The sequence below is a fragment of the Pseudomonas maumuensis genome (assembly GCF_019139675.1).
Taxonomy (GTDB): Bacteria; Pseudomonadota; Gammaproteobacteria; order Pseudomonadales; family Pseudomonadaceae; genus Aquipseudomonas; species Aquipseudomonas maumuensis.
This window is the reverse complement of the sequence record NZ_CP077077.1, coordinates 5078137-5093278: the sequence shown is the minus strand read 5'-3', so window position 1 is coordinate 5093278 and position 15142 is coordinate 5078137. Positions and strand designations below refer to the sequence as shown.

The window sequence follows — 15142 nt, the reverse complement described above, 5'->3', positions numbered from 1 at the left end:
CGCACTATACGGACGCTCCTGATGGCTGTAAAGCCCCCGAACGAAAAAAATTTCAAAAAATTCAACTTGTTGATTCCGCTGGGCTATTGCTGCGCGACGGACACGCTGCCGGGGCTGTCCAAGGCTGACATTTCCGGTTTCAATACGCCTATGCCAGAATTCCACTCTATATATCCCAAGGTGAATCCTTTCTGATGGCCGATTGGCAATCCCTCGATCCCGAGGCCGCTCGCGAAGCGGAAAAATACGACAACCCCATCCCCAGCCGTGAGCTGATCCTGCAGCGCCTCGCCGACCGTGGCGAGCCGGCTGCCCGCGAACAGCTGGCCGAAGAGTTCGGTCTTTACGAAGAAGACCAGATCGAAGCCCTGCGCCGCCGCCTGCGTGCCATGGAGCGCGACGGTCAGCTTATCTATACCCGGCGCGGCACCTATGCCCCGGTGGACAAGCTCGACCTAATCTGTGGCCGCGTGTCCGGCCACCGCGACGGTTTCGGCTTCCTGATTCCCGACGATGGTAGCGAAGACCTGTTCCTCAGCCCGTCGCAGATGCGCCTGGTGTTCGACGGCGACCGCGGCCTGGCCCGGGTTTCCGGCGTGGACCGCCGTGGCCGCCGCGAAGGTGTGCTGGTGGAAGTCATCTCCCGCGCCCACGAAAGCGTGGTCGGCCGTTACTTCGAAGAGGGCGGCATCGGCTATGTGACCCCCGACAACCCGAAGATCCAGCAGGAAGTGCTGGTCACCGCCGGGCGCAACGGTGGCGCCAAGATCGGCCAGTTCGTGTCGATCAAGATCACCCACTGGCCAACCCCGCGCTTCCAGCCGCAGGGTGATGTGGTCGAGGTGATCGGCAACTACATGGCTCCGGGCATGGAGATCGACATCGCCCTGCGCAGCTATGACATCCCGCATGTCTGGCCGCAGGAGGTGATCAAGGAAGCGCGCAAGTTCCGCTCCGAAGTCGAGGAGAAAGATAAAGAGAAGCGCATCGACCTGCGTCATCTGCCTTTCGTCACCATCGACGGCGAAGACGCCCGCGACTTCGACGATGCGGTGTATTGCGAACCGCTGGGCAAGCTGCGCATGTTCTCCGGCGGCTGGCGCCTGTACGTGGCGATCGCCGACGTTTCCAGCTACGTGCGCCTGGGCTCGGCCCTGGATACCGAAGCGCAGCAACGGGGTAACTCGGTGTACTTCCCCGAGCGCGTCGTGCCGATGCTGCCCGAAGAGTTGTCCAACGGCCTGTGCTCGCTGAACCCGCACGTCGATCGCCTGGCCATGGTCTGCGAAATGACCATCAACAAGGCCGGCCAGATGGTCGACTACCAGTTCTACGAGGGGGTGATCCACTCCCACGCGCGCCTGACCTACAACAAGGTCAGCAGCATGCTCGAGCATTCCCGTACCCGTGAAGGCAAGGCCCTGCGCGAGGAATACAGCGCGGTGCTGCCGGACCTGAAGAGCCTGTACGCCCTGTACAAGGTGCTCCTGGCGGCCCGTCATACCCGCGGCGCGATTGACTTCGAGACCCAGGAAACCCGGATCATCTTCGGCGAAGACCGCAAGATCGACGAAATTCGTCCGACCGTGCGCAACGACGCCCACAAGCTGATCGAGGAATGCATGCTGGCGGCCAACGTCGCCACCGCGGAGTTCCTGCAGAAGCACAATGTGCCTGCGCTGTACCGCGTGCATGACGGCCCGCCGCCCGAGCGCCTGGAGAAGTTGCGCGCATTCCTTGGTGAGCTGGGCCTGAGCCTGCACAAAGGCAAGGACCCTTCGCCGAAGGACTACCAGGCGCTGCTGGCAAGCATCGCCGGGCGCCCGGACTTCCACCTGATCCAGACCGTCATGCTGCGCTCGCTGAGCCAGGCGGTGTACAGCGTCGAGAACAACGGCCACTTCGGCCTGAACTACGAGGCCTACACCCACTTCACCTCGCCGATCCGTCGTTATCCGGACCTGCTGGTGCATCGTGCCATCCGCAGTGTGATCCGCTCCAAGATCGACACCCCGCACGTCAAGCGCGCCGGTGCCATGAGCATTCCCAAGGCGCGTATCTACCCGTACGACGAAAACAGCCTCGAGCAGATGGGCGAGCAATGCTCGATGACCGAGCGCCGCGCCGACGAGGCCACCCGCGACGTGGTCAACTGGCTCAAGTGCGAGTACATGCGTGATCGCGTCGGCGAGACCTTCCCTGGTGTGATCACCGCGGTGACCGGTTTTGGCCTGTTCATCGAGCTGACCGACATCTATGTCGAAGGCCTGGTACATGTCAGCGCCCTGCCGGGTGACTACTACCACTTCGATCCTGTGCATCACCGCCTGTCCGGTGAGCGCAGCGGCCGCAGCTTCCGCCTGGGCGACACGGTCGAGGTGAAGGTCATGCGTGTCGACCTCGAACAGCGCAAGATCGACTTCGAAATGTCGGAGAAGACCGTCACCGCACCGGTCGGCCGCAAGCCACGCGCTGCCGCGCAGCCGGTTGCCGAGCAGGTGCCTGCCGTCGAAGCGAAGATTTCGCCCAAGCCGCGCAGCCGCAAGAGCGAGGCCTCCGAGGCGTACTTCCCGAAAGACGCGGTGCAGCGCAATGCCGAGGTGCGCAAGAGCCGTGAAATGAAGAAGGCGCTGATGGGCGAGGCGCGTGCCAGCGGCCATGCCGGCGGCAAGTCGGAAAAAGGTGGCAAGTCGTCCGGCAAGCCGACCAAGCATCGCAAGGGGCCGCCCAAGTCCGGCGCGCCACGCAAGGGCAAGAACAAGTCATGAGTCAGCTGGAAAAGATCTACGGCGTGCATGCCGTGCAGGCACTGCTGCAACACCACCCCAAGCGGGTAAAGCAGATCTGGCTGTCCGAAGGGCGCAGTGAGCCACGCATCCAGGCCCTGCTGGAGCTGGCTGCGCAGAACCGTGTCCAGGTCGGGCAGGCCGAGCGCCGTGAACTCGACTCCTGGGTCGAAGGCGTTCACCAGGGGGTGGTTGCCGAGGTGAGCCCGAGCCAGGTATGGGGCGAGGCGATGCTCGACGAGCTGCTCGAGCGTACCGAGACGCCGCCCTTGATTCTGGTGCTCGATGGCGTCACCGATCCGCACAACCTCGGCGCCTGCCTGCGCACCGCCGATGCGGCCGGGGCGACCGCCGTGGTGATCCCCAAGGACAAGTCCGCGACCCTGACCGGCGTGGTGCGCAAGGTTGCCTGCGGCGCCGCCGAGGTGATGCCGTTGGTGGCCGTGACCAACCTGGCGCGGACCCTGGAGAAACTCCAGCAGCGCGGACTGTGGGTGGTCGGTACCGCTGGCGAGGCCGAGCAGGAAATCTACCAGCAGGACCTGACCGGCCCGCTGGTGATGATCATGGGGGCAGAAGGCAAGGGCATGCGCCGCCTGACCCGTGAGCACTGTGATTTCCTGGTGAAGCTGCCGATGGGTGGCAGCGTCAGCAGCCTTAACGTTTCGGTGGCCACCGGGGTGTGCCTGTTCGAGGCGGTGAGGCAGCGTCAGGTCAAGCGCTGATCTGACCGTGTGTGGGAGCGGCGCACCGCCGCTCCCACGTTGTTTCTCAGGCTTGCGGCCTATTGGGCGAATATGTTTCCGGCTGTTCAAATATTCGCCAACCTCCTTGCTTGTCCTTCTCGGCTTCTCTACAATTGCGCCCCTTGCCGAGCTGGCAGGCGCGCATGTGCCTTCTCTCTAGGGCAAGACATACAGTGTCATTCACTCCTTGTCTGACCAGGTTGCTGGCAGACTACTAACCCGTAAGGAGCATTCATGCGTCATTACGAAATCATCTTCCTGGTTCACCCGGACCAGAGCGAGCAAGTCGGCGGCATGGTTGAGCGTTACACCAAGCTGATCGAAGAAGATGGTGGCAAGATCCACCGCCTGGAAGACTGGGGCCGTCGTCAACTGGCCTACGCAATCAACAATGTTCACAAGGCTCACTACGTGATGCTGAACGTTGAGTGCTCCGGCAAGGCCCTGGCCGAGCTGGAAGACAACTTCCGCTACAACGATGCCGTGATCCGTAACCTGGTCATCCGTCGCGACGAAGCCGTTACCGGCCCGTCCGAGATGCTCAAGGCAGAAGAGAACCGCAGCGAGCGCCGTGAGCGTCGCGAACGTCCTGAGCATGCTGATGGCGCCGAAGGCGACGACAGCAATGACAGCGACAACAGCGATAACGCTGACGAGTAATCCACGGACCTTTTGAGGAGCCTATTACATGGCACGTTTCTTCCGTCGTCGTAAATTCTGCCGCTTCACTGCTGAAGACGTGAAAGAGATCGACTTCAAAGATCTCAACACCCTGAAAGCTTACGTATCCGAAACCGGCAAGATCGTTCCAAGCCGCATCACCGGTACCAAAGCTCGTTATCAGCGTCAGCTGGCCACCGCTATCAAGCGCGCCCGCTTCCTGGCCCTGCTGCCCTACACCGACAGCCACGGCCGCTGAGACCGGGTCGTCGACTAAGTAGCAAGGGATAAGCATGCGAGCGTTGGCAAGTTTCATCATGCGCGGTCGTGTGCAGGCCACCCTCGTGGTGGTCATCAGCGCGGTACTGCCGCTGCTGTTCTGGTTGAGTGCCGCCGCCGGTAGCCTTGTGCTCCTGCGGCGCGGGTTCAAGGACGCTTCATCGGTCATCGCCTGGGGCCTTTTGCCAGCGTTGATCATGGGCTTCTTCGGCGAACCGAGCACCTTGCTGGTGCTTTTGGGAACGCTGGGTCTGGCCGCCTCGTTGCGCGCCGGGCATTCCTGGACCCGGGTACTGCTGTCCAGTGTCGCATTAGGCTTGCTGTACAGCCTGATCCTGGATGCGGTGATGCGCGAAACCTTCGAGGTGCTGGCCAAGGCGCTTGAAAAAGCCCTGCCGCAGTTCGAGGGCCAACCGGTACTACCTGGTGAGCTGATCGGCCCTTTGCTGGTCGCTTCCAGTGCGGTAATGCTGCAGCTGTTCAGCCTGCTGGCCTTGATGCTGGCGCGCTATTGGCAGGCTGCGTTGTACAACCCCGGTGGTTTCGGGCGCGAGTTTCGCGAACTGAGGCTGCCGCTGGTACCCATGCTGGTGCTGGTGTCATTGATGGTGTTGGGCCCGTTCATCGGGTCGCAGTTCATCGTCCTGGCCAGTGCGTCCAGCCTGGTGCTGCTGCTCGCTGGCATCGCCCTGATTCACGGGCTGGTGGCACAAGGGCGACTGGCCGGTTTCTGGCTGGTGGGGATGTACGTGACGTTGCCGCTGCTCATGCAGCTGATGTATCCGTTGCTCGTGGTTCTGGCCATTGTCGACAGCCTGATTGATTTTCGCGGTCGCAAGTCCCCTTCACAGGGTGACGACTCCGCGAACGGTGAAGGTTAAAAGTTAAGAGGTTTTACCAAATGGAACTGATCCTGCTGGAAAAAGTCGCCAACCTGGGCAACCTGGGCGACAAAGTAAACGTTAAGGCTGGTTACGGCCGTAACTTCCTGCTGCCATTCGGCAAGGCCACCGTTGCCAACGCCGCCAACCTGGCCGCGTTCGAAGAACGCCGCGCCGAGCTGGAAAAAGCCGCAGCAGACAAGAAAGCTTCGGCTGAAAGCCGCGCTGCCCAACTGGCCGAGCTGGAAGTGACCATCACTGCCACCGCTGGCGACGAAGGCAAGCTGTTCGGTTCGATCGGCACCCACGACATCGCTGACGCCCTGACCGCCTCCGGCGTTGAAGTGGCCAAGGCTGAAGTTCGTCTGCCGAACGGCACCATCCGTCAGGTTGGCGAATACGACGTAGCCGTGCACCTGCACAGCGACGTTGAAGCCACCGTACGTGTGGTCGTCGTAGCTGCCTAAGCTGCGTAATCGGCTGGTCCCTCGCGGGCCAGACGGTTAACATCGGGCACGGTCCTGTTTTGCGCAGGCCGTGCCCTTTGTCTTTTTCATCTTCCAGAATTCTTTCGTGGCCATGAACGAGATCACCACCCCCGAACAACTCGACCTGCAAACCGCTGCCCTGAAGGTGCCGCCGCATTCCATCGAGGCCGAACAGGCCGTGCTCGGTGGCCTGATGCTGGACAACAACGCTTGGGAACGGGTGCTGGATCAGGTGTCGGACGGCGATTTCTATCGGCATGACCATCGCCTGATCTTCCGCGCTATCCACAAGCTGGTGGATGCGAACCAGCCGTTCGACGTGGTCACCCTGCACGAGCAGCTGGACAAGGAGGGCGTGTCCACCCAGGTCGGTGGCCTGGCGTATCTGGCCGAGCTGGCCAAGAACACCCCGTCGGTGGCCAACATCAAGGCCTACGCCGCGATCATCCGCGAGCGGGCCACGCTGCGTCAGCTGATCAGCATCAGCACCGATATCGCCGACAACGCCTTCAACCCGCAGGGGCGTAACGCCGAGGAGATCCTTGACGACGCCGAACGGCAGATCTTCCAGATCGCCGAGGCGCGGCCGAAGACCGGTGGGCCGGTGGGGGTCAACGAACTGTTGACCATGGCCATCGACCGCATCGACACGCTGTTCAACTCCGACAGCGATATCACCGGCGTATCCACCGGCTTCACCGACCTGGACGAGAAGACCAGCGGCCTGCAGGCCGCCGACCTGATCATCGTCGCGGGCCGTCCGTCGATGGGCAAGACCACCTTCGCCATGAACCTGGTGGAAAACGCCGTGTTGCGCAGCGACAAGGTGGTGCTGGTGTTCTCCCTCGAGATGCCCGGTGAATCGCTGATCATGCGTATGCTGTCGTCGCTCGGGCGCATCGACCAGACCAAGGTGCGTTCCGGCCAGCTGGACGACGACGACTGGCCGCGGCTGACCTCGGCGGTCAACCTGCTGAACGACCGCAAGCTGTTCATCGACGACACCGCTGGCATCAGCCCATCGGAAATGCGTGCGCGCACCCGCCGCCTGGCCCGCGAGCACGGCGAGATCGCCATGATCATGGTCGACTACCTGCAGCTGATGCAGATCCCGGGCTCTGCCGGTGACAACCGGACCAACGAGATTTCCGAGATCTCCCGCTCGCTCAAGGCGCTGGCCAAGGAATTCAACTGCCCGGTAATCGCCCTGTCACAGCTCAACCGCTCCCTCGAGCAGCGCCCCAACAAGCGCCCGGTCAACTCCGACCTTCGTGAATCGGGTGCGATCGAGCAGGACGCCGACGTGATCATGTTCGTCTACCGTGACGAGGTGTATCACCCCGAGACCGAGCACAAAGGCGTGGCCGAGATCATCATCGGCAAGCAGCGTAACGGCCCCATCGGCTTCATCCGCCTGGCGTTCATCGGCAAGTACACCCGCTTCGAGAACCTCGCGCCGGGCATGTACAACTTCGACGACGACGAGTAATCACTGAGCCTATCGCCGGCAGCAGCGCTCCTGTGGGAGCCGGTTTGCCGGCGATAGGGCCAGTGGAAGCTACAGATGAATCCGACCACCACCGTCGGATTTGGTCAAAATTTGTGCTATATTCCGCGCCCGCGATTTTCCTGCACATTAGAACCGGTCACTGACATGCAAGCAGCCAAACCACTCTACGACTATCCCAAGTACTGGGCCGAATGCTTCGGGCCAGCGCCGTTCCTGCCGATGAGCAGGGAGGAGATGGATCAGCTCGGCTGGGATTCCTGCGACATCATCATCGTGACCGGTGACGCCTACGTCGACCACGCGTCGTTCGGCATGGCCATCATCGGCCGCCTGCTCGAGGCCCAGGGCTTCCGGGTGGGCATCATCGCCCAGCCGAACTGGCAGTCGAAGGACGACTTCATGAAGCTCGGCGAGCCGAACCTGTTCTTCGGGGTCGCGGCGGGCAACATGGACTCGATGATCAACCGCTACACCGCGGACAAGAAAATCCGTTCCGACGACGCCTACACGCCTGGCGGCATGGCCGGCAAGCGTCCGGACCGCGCCAGCCTGGTGTACAGCCAGCGCTGCAAGGAGGCCTACAAGCACGTGCCGATCGTGCTCGGCGGCATCGAGGCCTCGCTGCGCCGCATTGCCCATTACGACTACTGGCAGGACAAGGTCCGCCACTCGATCCTGGTCGACGCCAGCGCCGACATCCTGCTGTACGGCAACGCCGAACGCGCGATCGTCGAGGTTGCCCAGCGCCTGTCCCAGGGTGAAAGCATCGAGCACATCACCGATGTGCGCGGCACCGCGTTCATTCGTCGCGACACCCCGCAGGGCTGGTTCGAGATCGACTCCACCCGTATCGACCGCCCGGGCCGCGTCGACAAGATCATCAACCCGTACGTGAACACCCAGGACACCCAGGCCTGTGCCATCGAGCAGGCCAAGGGCGACCAGGAAGACCCGAACGAAGCCAAGGTCGTGCAGATCCTCGACAGCCCGAGCGTCACCCGCGAGAAGTCGGTGATCCGCCTGCCGTCGTTCGAGAAAGTACGCAACGACCCGGTGCTCTATGCCCACGCCAACCGCGTGCTGCACCTGGAGACCAACCCGGGCAACGCCCGCGCCCTGGTGCAGAAGCATGGTGACGTGGATGTGTGGTTCAACCCGCCACCCATTCCCATGACCACCGAAGAGATGGACTACGTGTTCGGCATGCCCTATGCGCGCATCCCGCACCCGGCGTATGGCAAGGAGCGCATCCCGGCCTACGAGATGATTCGCTTCTCGGTGAACATCATGCGTGGCTGCTTCGGTGGCTGCACCTTCTGCTCGATCACCGAGCACGAAGGCCGGATCATCCAGAACCGCTCGCACGAATCGATCCTGCACGAGATCGAGGAGATGCGCGACAAGGTACCGGGCTTCACCGGCGTGGTCTCCGACCTCGGCGGGCCGACCGCCAACATGTACCGCATCGCCTGCAAGAGCCACGACATCGAGAAGCACTGCCGCAAGCCGTCGTGCGTGTTCCCGGGTATCTGCGAGAACCTCAACACCGACCACAGCTCGCTGATCGAGCTGTATCGCAAGGCCCGCGCCTTGCCTGGGGTGAAGAAGATCCTGATCGCTTCGGGCCTGCGCTACGACCTGGCGGTGGAGTCGCCGGAGTACGTGCGTGAGCTGGTTACCCACCACGTCGGCGGTTACCTGAAGATTGCCCCGGAGCACACCGAGCGTGGCCCGCTGGACAAGATGATGAAGCCGGGCATCGGCACCTACGACCGCTTCAAGCGCATGTTCGAGAAGTTCTCGAAAGAGGCGGGCAAGGAGCAGTACCTGATTCCGTACTTCATCGCCGCGCACCCGGGCACCACCGACGAAGACATGATGAACCTGGCCCTGTGGCTCAAGGGCAACGGCTTCCGTGCCGACCAGGTGCAGGCGTTCTATCCGTCGCCGATGGCTTCGGCCACGGCCATGTACCACTCGGGCAAGAACCCGCTGCGCAAGGTCACCTACAAGAGCGAAGGGGTGGAGATCGTCAAGAGCGAGGAGCAGCGCCGCTTGCACAAGGCGTTCCTGCGTTATCACGATCCGAAGGGCTGGCCGATGCTGCGCGAAGCGCTGCAGCGCATGGGCCGCGCCGACCTGATCGGGCCAAGCAAGCATCAGCTGATCCCGCTGCACCAGCCGGCGACCGACACTTACCAGAGTGCGCGGCGCAAGAACTCGACCCCGGCCGGCAGCCACAAGGTGGGCAAGGACCAGAAGATCCTCACCCAGCACACCGGCCTGCCGCCGCGCGCCAGCGATGGCAGCAAGCCGTGGGACAAGCGCGAGAAGGCCAAGGCCGAGGCGTTCGCCCGCAACCAGCAGGCAGCCAAGGAGCGCAAGGAAGCGGCCAAGGGTGGCAAGGGCAAGAAGCCGCGCCAGCCTGTCATCCCGCGCTGATCATAAAAGGGGCCGCGTTGCGGCCCATCGCCGCGGTTCGTCGCCACGACAAGCCGGCTCCCACTAGGGCAAGGCATGTGCTGCACCCGTGGGAGCCGGCTTGCCGGCGATGGGCTGCAGCGCAGCCCCTTTTCGATTAATCAGGCTTCTTGTCCACCCACTTCGGCAACACCGGCGACTCGAACCGATCCATCCCCTCCAGCAGCGCCTCAGGCTGCTCCCCGAGCAACAGCATCGCCCGGTGCTGCGGCCGCACGAAGCCTTCCTCGACAATATGGTCGAGGAACCCGCCCAGCTTCGCGTAGAAACCATTCACATCCAGCAGCCCCAGCGGCTTGGCGTGATAGCCCAGTTGCCCCCAGGTCCATACCTCGAACAGCTCCTCCAGCGTGCCCAGGCCACCCGGCAGGGCAATGAAGGCGTCGCTGAGTTCGGCCATGCGCGCCTTGCGCGCATGCATGCCGTCCACCACTTCCAGGCGGGTCAGGCCCTTGTGGCCGATTTCGGCGTTCATCAGGCTTTGCGGGATGATGCCGACGACTTCACCTCCGGCAGCCATGGCTGCATCGGCCACGGTGCCCATCAGGCCGACCGCGCCGCCGCCATAGACCAGCGTCAGGCCACGGCGGGCGATGGCCTGGCCAAGGGCGACGGCGGCTTCACGGTAGGCAGGGTTGGCGCCGATGCTGGCGCCACAGAAGACACAAACGGAACGAACAGGCATTGCTTATCTCCCTTTACATGCGCGCACAGGGTACGGCGCATGCCTGTCGGTTCCAAGGGGATCATTCGGGACGGGCGAACTCGCAGACCGCTGAACCTGCGGCGCCGCAGGCGTAGGCTGCCAGCAGGCTGCGCATCATGTTGCTCAATGTCATGACATTTGCTCCTAATTGAGAGGTTGTCTCATCGTCCATTAAGAGGGCATGATGTGCACTTTGATTGGTTGTATACAATCCATTGAACAAATCTACTGGCTGGCGACTTGACACCCCTTGACCCATATCAGGTACGGGCGTCCGGTTTTCAGGCAGTCTCGCAATTGATAAAACCCTGCCAAGGAGATTCATGATGTTTGCGAAAGCTGTAGCGGTATCCCTGCTGACCCTCGCCAGCGCCTCCGTCTTTGCCGCCGACTGCAAGGTGACTGTCGACTCGACCGACCAGATGTCGTTCAACACCAAGGAATTCACTGTCGACAAGAGCTGCAAGACTGTCGAGATCGAACTGACCCACGGTGGCAGCCTGCCGAAGAACGTCATGGGCCACAACCTGGTCATCAGCAAGACCGCCGACATGCAGGCCATCGCCACCGAAGGCATGGCGCAAGGCCTGGACAAGGACTACATCAAGGCCGACAACGCCGCGATCATCGGCCACACCAAGATGATCGGTGCTGGCGAGAAAGACACCATCAAGCTCGACACCTCGAAGCTGGAAGCCGGTGGCGACTACAGCTTCTTCTGCACCTTCCCGGGCCACATCTCGATGATGAAGGGCAAGGTCGTCGTCAAGTAATCAAAACCTGACGCAATACCTTGTGGGAGCGGCCTTGCCCCGCGATGGCGATGGTGAATCCACCACGTCATCGCAGGGCAAGCCCGCTCCCACAATTGTTTCTACAGCTTGATCAAGGCGCAAACGGCAGCTCGCGCTTGTGCTGGGTCTTGCGGTAGGTGGCGACGATGATGTCGAACGCCTCCTGGCTCACCGGCTCACCGTGCAGGAAGGCGTCGATCTGCTGGTAGGTCACACCGTGGGACGCTTCGTCCGGTTTGCCCGGTTCGAGGTCTTCCAGGTCCGCGGTCGGTACTTTCTCCACCAGCGATTCCGGCGCGCCAAAGCTGCGCGCAATGGCCCGCACCTGGTTTTTCACCAGCCCGCTCAGCGGCGCCAGGTCGCAGGCACCATCACCAAACTTGGTGAAGAAGCCCATTACCGCTTCGGCCGCATGGTCCGTGCCAATCACCAGACCAGCACGGGCGCCGGCGACGGTGTATTGGGCGACCATGCGCGTGCGCGCCTTGACGTTGCCGACGACGAAGTCGACCAGGGTCGGCGAGCCGTTTTTCAGTTCCTCGACCTCCGCCGCCAAGGCTTTTACGGCTGGGGCGATGTCGATGGTATGCACCTCGTCGGCCTTGATCACTTCCAGGCAGGCCTGGGCGTCGTGCTCGTCGTGCTGCACGTGGTATGGCAGGCGCACGGCGATGAAGGTATAGGCCTTGTCGCCGGTCTCGGCGCGCAGTTCGTTGATGGCGCGCTGGGCGAGCAGGGCGGCGGTCAGCGAATCGACACCGCCACTGATGCCCAGCACCAGGGTCTTGAGCCGGGCATTGGCCAGGCAGTCCTTGATGAACGCCACGCGCCGGGCCACTTCCTGCTCGAGGGCGGCGGTATCGGCGAACGGCGGCTGCACCTTGAGCGCCTGGGCAATCTCTTGCTGAACGGCTTGCATGGGTTACTCCTTGCTGGGGACTTTGAATACGTGGCGCATATAGGCGACGAAGTTTTCGTCACGGCACTGGGTCTTGGCGGCTTCGTCGGAGATCTTCGCCACCGGCGAGCCGTTGCAGTCGGTCATTTTAAGCACGATGCTCATGGGCGCCACGCCGGGGATGTCGCAGGTCAGGTTGGTGCCGATGCCAAAGCTGACATTGATGCGCCCACGCAGGGCCCGGAAGATCTCCAGCGAGCGGGTCAGGTTCAGGCCATCGGAGAACACCAGGGTCTTGGTCATCGGGTCGATACCGAGCTTCTGATAATGGGCGATGGCCTTTTCCGCCCAGGCCACCGGCTCGCCCGAGTCGTGGCGCAGGCCATCGAACAGTTTGGCGAAGTACAGATCGAAATCCTTCAGGAAGGCATCCATGGTGATGCAATCGGTCAGGGCGATGCCGAGCAGTCCCCGGTACTCGCGCACCCAGCAGTCCAGGGCGGCGATCTGGCTGTCGATCAGGCGTGGGCCGAGCTGCTGATGGGCCATGATCCATTCATGGGCCATGGTGCCCAGGGGCTTGATATCCAGTTTCCATGCCAGGTCGACGTTGCTGGTGCCGACGAAGCGGCCCGGGAACTCATCGCGCAGCACCCGTACCACCTCCTCCTGCACGCGGCTGGAGAAGCGCCGACGGGTGCCGAAGTCGGCTACCTGCAGTTCGGCCAGTTCGTCGTCGCTGGCGTGGGCACGCAGCCAGTCGAACTTGCGATATAGCTGGTCGCGGGCTTCGGCCAGGCGCATGCGCGGGTGCAGGTGGCGGTTGCGCACTTCGCTGATGATGGCCAGTAGCGGCACTTCGAACAGGATCACGTGCAGCCATGGGCCTTTCAGGCGCAGGAACAGTTGGTCGTTCTCGATGCCGACACGCACGTAGCGCAGGTTGAAGCGGAACAGGCGCAGGAAGCGCAGGAAGTCCGGCTTGAGGAAGCTGATGCGCTCGAGGAAGGCCAGTTGGCCGTCATCCAGGGTCAGCTCGCTGAGCAGCTCGAGCTGGTTGCGGATCTCGCCCAGATAGGGGCGCAGGTCCTCGCCGTTGCGGCAGCGAAACTCCCATTCGACATCGGCGTCCGGGTAGTTGTGCAGGACGCCCTGCATCATCGTGAGCTTGTAGAAGTCGGTGTCGAGCAGGTTATGCACGATGCGCTCGGCGAATGCGCTCTCGCTCATCAGGGGGAAGCTCCAAGGCGGCAATGGCGACCATTGTGCCAGATCGCGGGGCAAGCCCGCTCCCACGCCGCCCGCGATATTGGCCTCTGCAGGTAATTTTCCGTGTGCCAGCTAGCCTTCAAACAGTGCTCCCTGTAGCAGTCGCGCACCAGTGGTGTGCAGTTCGGTGACGTCCGCTGTTACAGCGCGGTTGCACGTTAACACTTGCGAGGGTTGCAATGATGGCGGGCGTCGGTTGCTCCTTGTCTAGGCGTGTGGGTGCCACTTGCCGTGCGGCAGACGGTTGCACGCTCAATAAAGAAAAGGCCGCCGGTCGCCTCTGTTCACCCCTTGTCGTGTGTTTTCCCAGAAGACAAAACCACTGGCACGGCCCTTGCTCGGAGCACAGGGCTGAGAAGTTGTAGTGCCAACCAAAAAAAATATTCTAGGAGCACCACCTCATGTCGCAGACGTTTTACAAGAAAGGTTTCCTGGCACTGGCTGTAGCCACCGCACTGGGTGTTTCTTCGTATGTTCAGGCCGACATCAAGATCGGCGTCGCGGGCCCGATGACCGGAGCCAACGCAGCGTTTGGCGAGCAGTACATGAAAGGTGCGCAGGCAGCGGCCGACGTGATCAACAAGGCCGGCGGCGTCAACGGCGAGAAGATCGTCCTGGTCAAGGGCGATGACGCCTGCGAGCCAAAACAGGCCGTGGCCGTGGCCAACCGTCTGGTCGACCAGGACAAGGTGATCGGTGTGGTCGGCCACTTCTGTTCCTCCAACACCATCCCGGCCTCCGAGGTTTACGACGAGGCCGGGGTGATCGCCATTACCCCCGGCTCCACCAACCCGCAGGTCACCGAGCGCGGCTTGAACGCCATGTTCCGCATGTGCGGCCGTGACGACCAGCAGGGCATCGTCGCCGGCAACTACATCGTCGATGTGCTCAAGGGCAAGAAGGTCGTGGTGCTGCACGACAAGGACACCTATGGCCAGGGCCTGGCCGATGCGACCAAGGCGCAGTTGATCAAACGCGGTGTCACGCCGGTACTGTACGAGGGCCTGACCCGCGGCGAGAAGGACTTCAGCGCCGTGGTCACCAAGATCCGTGCCGCCGGTGCCGATGTCGTCTACTTCGGCGGCCTGCACCCGGAGGCCGGCCCTCTGGTACGCCAGCTGCGCGAGCAGGGCCTGAAGGACGTGGCGTTCATGTCCGACGACGGCATCGTCACCGACGAACTGGTGGCCACCGCCGGCGGCGCCCAGTACACCAACGGCGTGTACATGACTTTCGGTGCCGACCCGCGCCTGCTGCCTGACAGCAAGGCGGTGGTCGAGGAATTCCGCAAGAACGGCACCGAGCCTGAAGGCTACACCCTGTATGCCTACGCCTCGGTCCAGGCCCTGGCCGCCGCGTTCAACGGCGCCAAGTCGAACAAGGGCGAGGACGCCGCCAAGTGGCTCAAGGCCAACCCGGTCAAGACCGTCATGGGCGAGAAGAAGTGGGACCAGAAGGGCGACCTGACCGTCTCCGACTACGTGGTCTACCAGTGGGATGCCAACGGCAAGTACCACCAGCTGGAAAAACAACAATAACAATGGCTGACGGCCCGGGCGCGCACTGCCCCGGGCCATAGCCCCGCGGTACCTGTCTTTGTCAGTAGATATGCACAGTTCTGCGCTGCGAGGGCCGCCGCATCCG

14 protein-coding genes are annotated in these 15142 nt (G+C 62.6%); 11 read left to right on the top strand and 3 right to left on the bottom strand.

Annotated elements, in window-relative coordinates:
* Window positions 1-21 precede the first annotated feature (21 nt).
* The 9 genes from KSS90_RS22775 (at window position 22) to KSS90_RS22735 (ending at window position 9792) form a co-directional block, all read left to right on the top strand.
* Entirely contained in the window at window positions 22-195 is a 174-nt protein-coding gene (locus tag KSS90_RS22775) for a hypothetical protein (RefSeq protein WP_217867361.1), read from the top strand.
* Window positions 195-2768, top strand: coding sequence for a ribonuclease R (rnr, locus tag KSS90_RS22770; RefSeq protein ID WP_217867360.1), 2574 nt, complete (start codon window positions 195-197; stop codon window positions 2766-2768). The genes KSS90_RS22775 and rnr overlap by 1 nt, the downstream gene beginning before the upstream one ends.
* The gene (rlmB, locus tag KSS90_RS22765) at window positions 2765-3511 is read left to right on the top strand and encodes a 23S rRNA (guanosine(2251)-2'-O)-methyltransferase RlmB (RefSeq protein WP_217867359.1); all 747 of its coding nucleotides are present in this window, start codon (window positions 2765-2767) and stop codon (window positions 3509-3511) included. Before rnr ends, rlmB begins: the two co-directional genes overlap by 4 nt.
* A 255-nt stretch (window positions 3512-3766) precedes the next feature.
* Window positions 3767-4192: a 30S ribosomal protein S6 gene (rpsF, locus tag KSS90_RS22760; RefSeq protein ID WP_023629370.1), complete on the top strand. Its 426-nt coding sequence runs from the start codon at window positions 3767-3769 to the stop codon at window positions 4190-4192.
* A gap of 28 nt (window positions 4193-4220) precedes the next feature.
* Window positions 4221-4451, top strand: a complete 231-nt coding sequence (gene rpsR, locus KSS90_RS22755) for a 30S ribosomal protein S18 (protein WP_003249563.1) — start codon at window positions 4221-4223, stop codon at window positions 4449-4451.
* A 34-nt stretch (window positions 4452-4485) separates the two neighbouring features.
* Complete coding sequence (locus KSS90_RS22750) at window positions 4486-5352, top strand: hypothetical protein (protein ID WP_046854005.1); 867 nt, start codon at window positions 4486-4488, stop codon at window positions 5350-5352.
* 20 nt (window positions 5353-5372) lie between these two features.
* Complete coding sequence (rplI, locus tag KSS90_RS22745; RefSeq protein ID WP_011535934.1) at window positions 5373-5819, top strand: 50S ribosomal protein L9; 447 nt, start codon at window positions 5373-5375, stop codon at window positions 5817-5819.
* A gap of 112 nt (window positions 5820-5931) precedes the next feature.
* Window positions 5932-7329 (top strand): replicative DNA helicase, encoded by a 1398-nt coding sequence (gene dnaB / locus KSS90_RS22740; RefSeq protein WP_046854007.1) that lies wholly within the window; start codon window positions 5932-5934, stop codon window positions 7327-7329.
* A 165-nt stretch (window positions 7330-7494) separates the two neighbouring features.
* Window positions 7495-9792, top strand: coding sequence for a YgiQ family radical SAM protein (locus tag KSS90_RS22735; RefSeq protein ID WP_217867357.1), 2298 nt, complete (start codon window positions 7495-7497; stop codon window positions 9790-9792).
* A 136-nt stretch (window positions 9793-9928) separates the two neighbouring features.
* On the opposite strand, the gene KSS90_RS22730 is transcribed toward KSS90_RS22735, so the two are convergent.
* On the bottom strand, window positions 9929-10516 hold the full coding sequence (locus KSS90_RS22730) for a cytokinin riboside 5'-monophosphate phosphoribohydrolase (protein ID WP_217867356.1): 588 nt from the start codon (window positions 10514-10516) through the stop codon (window positions 9929-9931).
* A 347-nt stretch (window positions 10517-10863) separates the two neighbouring features.
* Between KSS90_RS22730 and azu the strand changes: the two genes are divergently transcribed.
* Window positions 10864-11310 carry an azurin gene (gene azu, locus KSS90_RS22725; RefSeq protein ID WP_217867354.1) on the top strand — a complete coding sequence of 149 codons (447 nt, stop codon included), beginning with the start codon at window positions 10864-10866 and terminating at the stop codon, window positions 11308-11310.
* Between the two features lie 112 nt (window positions 11311-11422).
* Here the strand turns inward: azu and nadE are convergent, their stop codons facing one another.
* Window positions 11423-12250, bottom strand: coding sequence for an NAD(+) synthase (nadE, locus tag KSS90_RS22720; RefSeq protein WP_217867353.1), 828 nt, complete (start codon window positions 12248-12250; stop codon window positions 11423-11425).
* Window positions 12251-12253: 3 nt separating this feature from the next.
* A complete protein-coding gene (gene pncB / locus KSS90_RS22715; protein WP_217867352.1) occupies window positions 12254-13459 on the bottom strand; it encodes a nicotinate phosphoribosyltransferase in 1206 nt (401 codons plus the stop codon).
* Between the two features lie 440 nt (window positions 13460-13899).
* On the opposite strand from pncB, the gene KSS90_RS22710 reads away from it, so the two are divergent.
* On the top strand, window positions 13900-15036 hold the full coding sequence (locus KSS90_RS22710) for a branched-chain amino acid ABC transporter substrate-binding protein (protein ID WP_217867351.1): 1137 nt from the start codon (window positions 13900-13902) through the stop codon (window positions 15034-15036).
* Window positions 15037-15142: the final 106 nt, after the last annotated feature.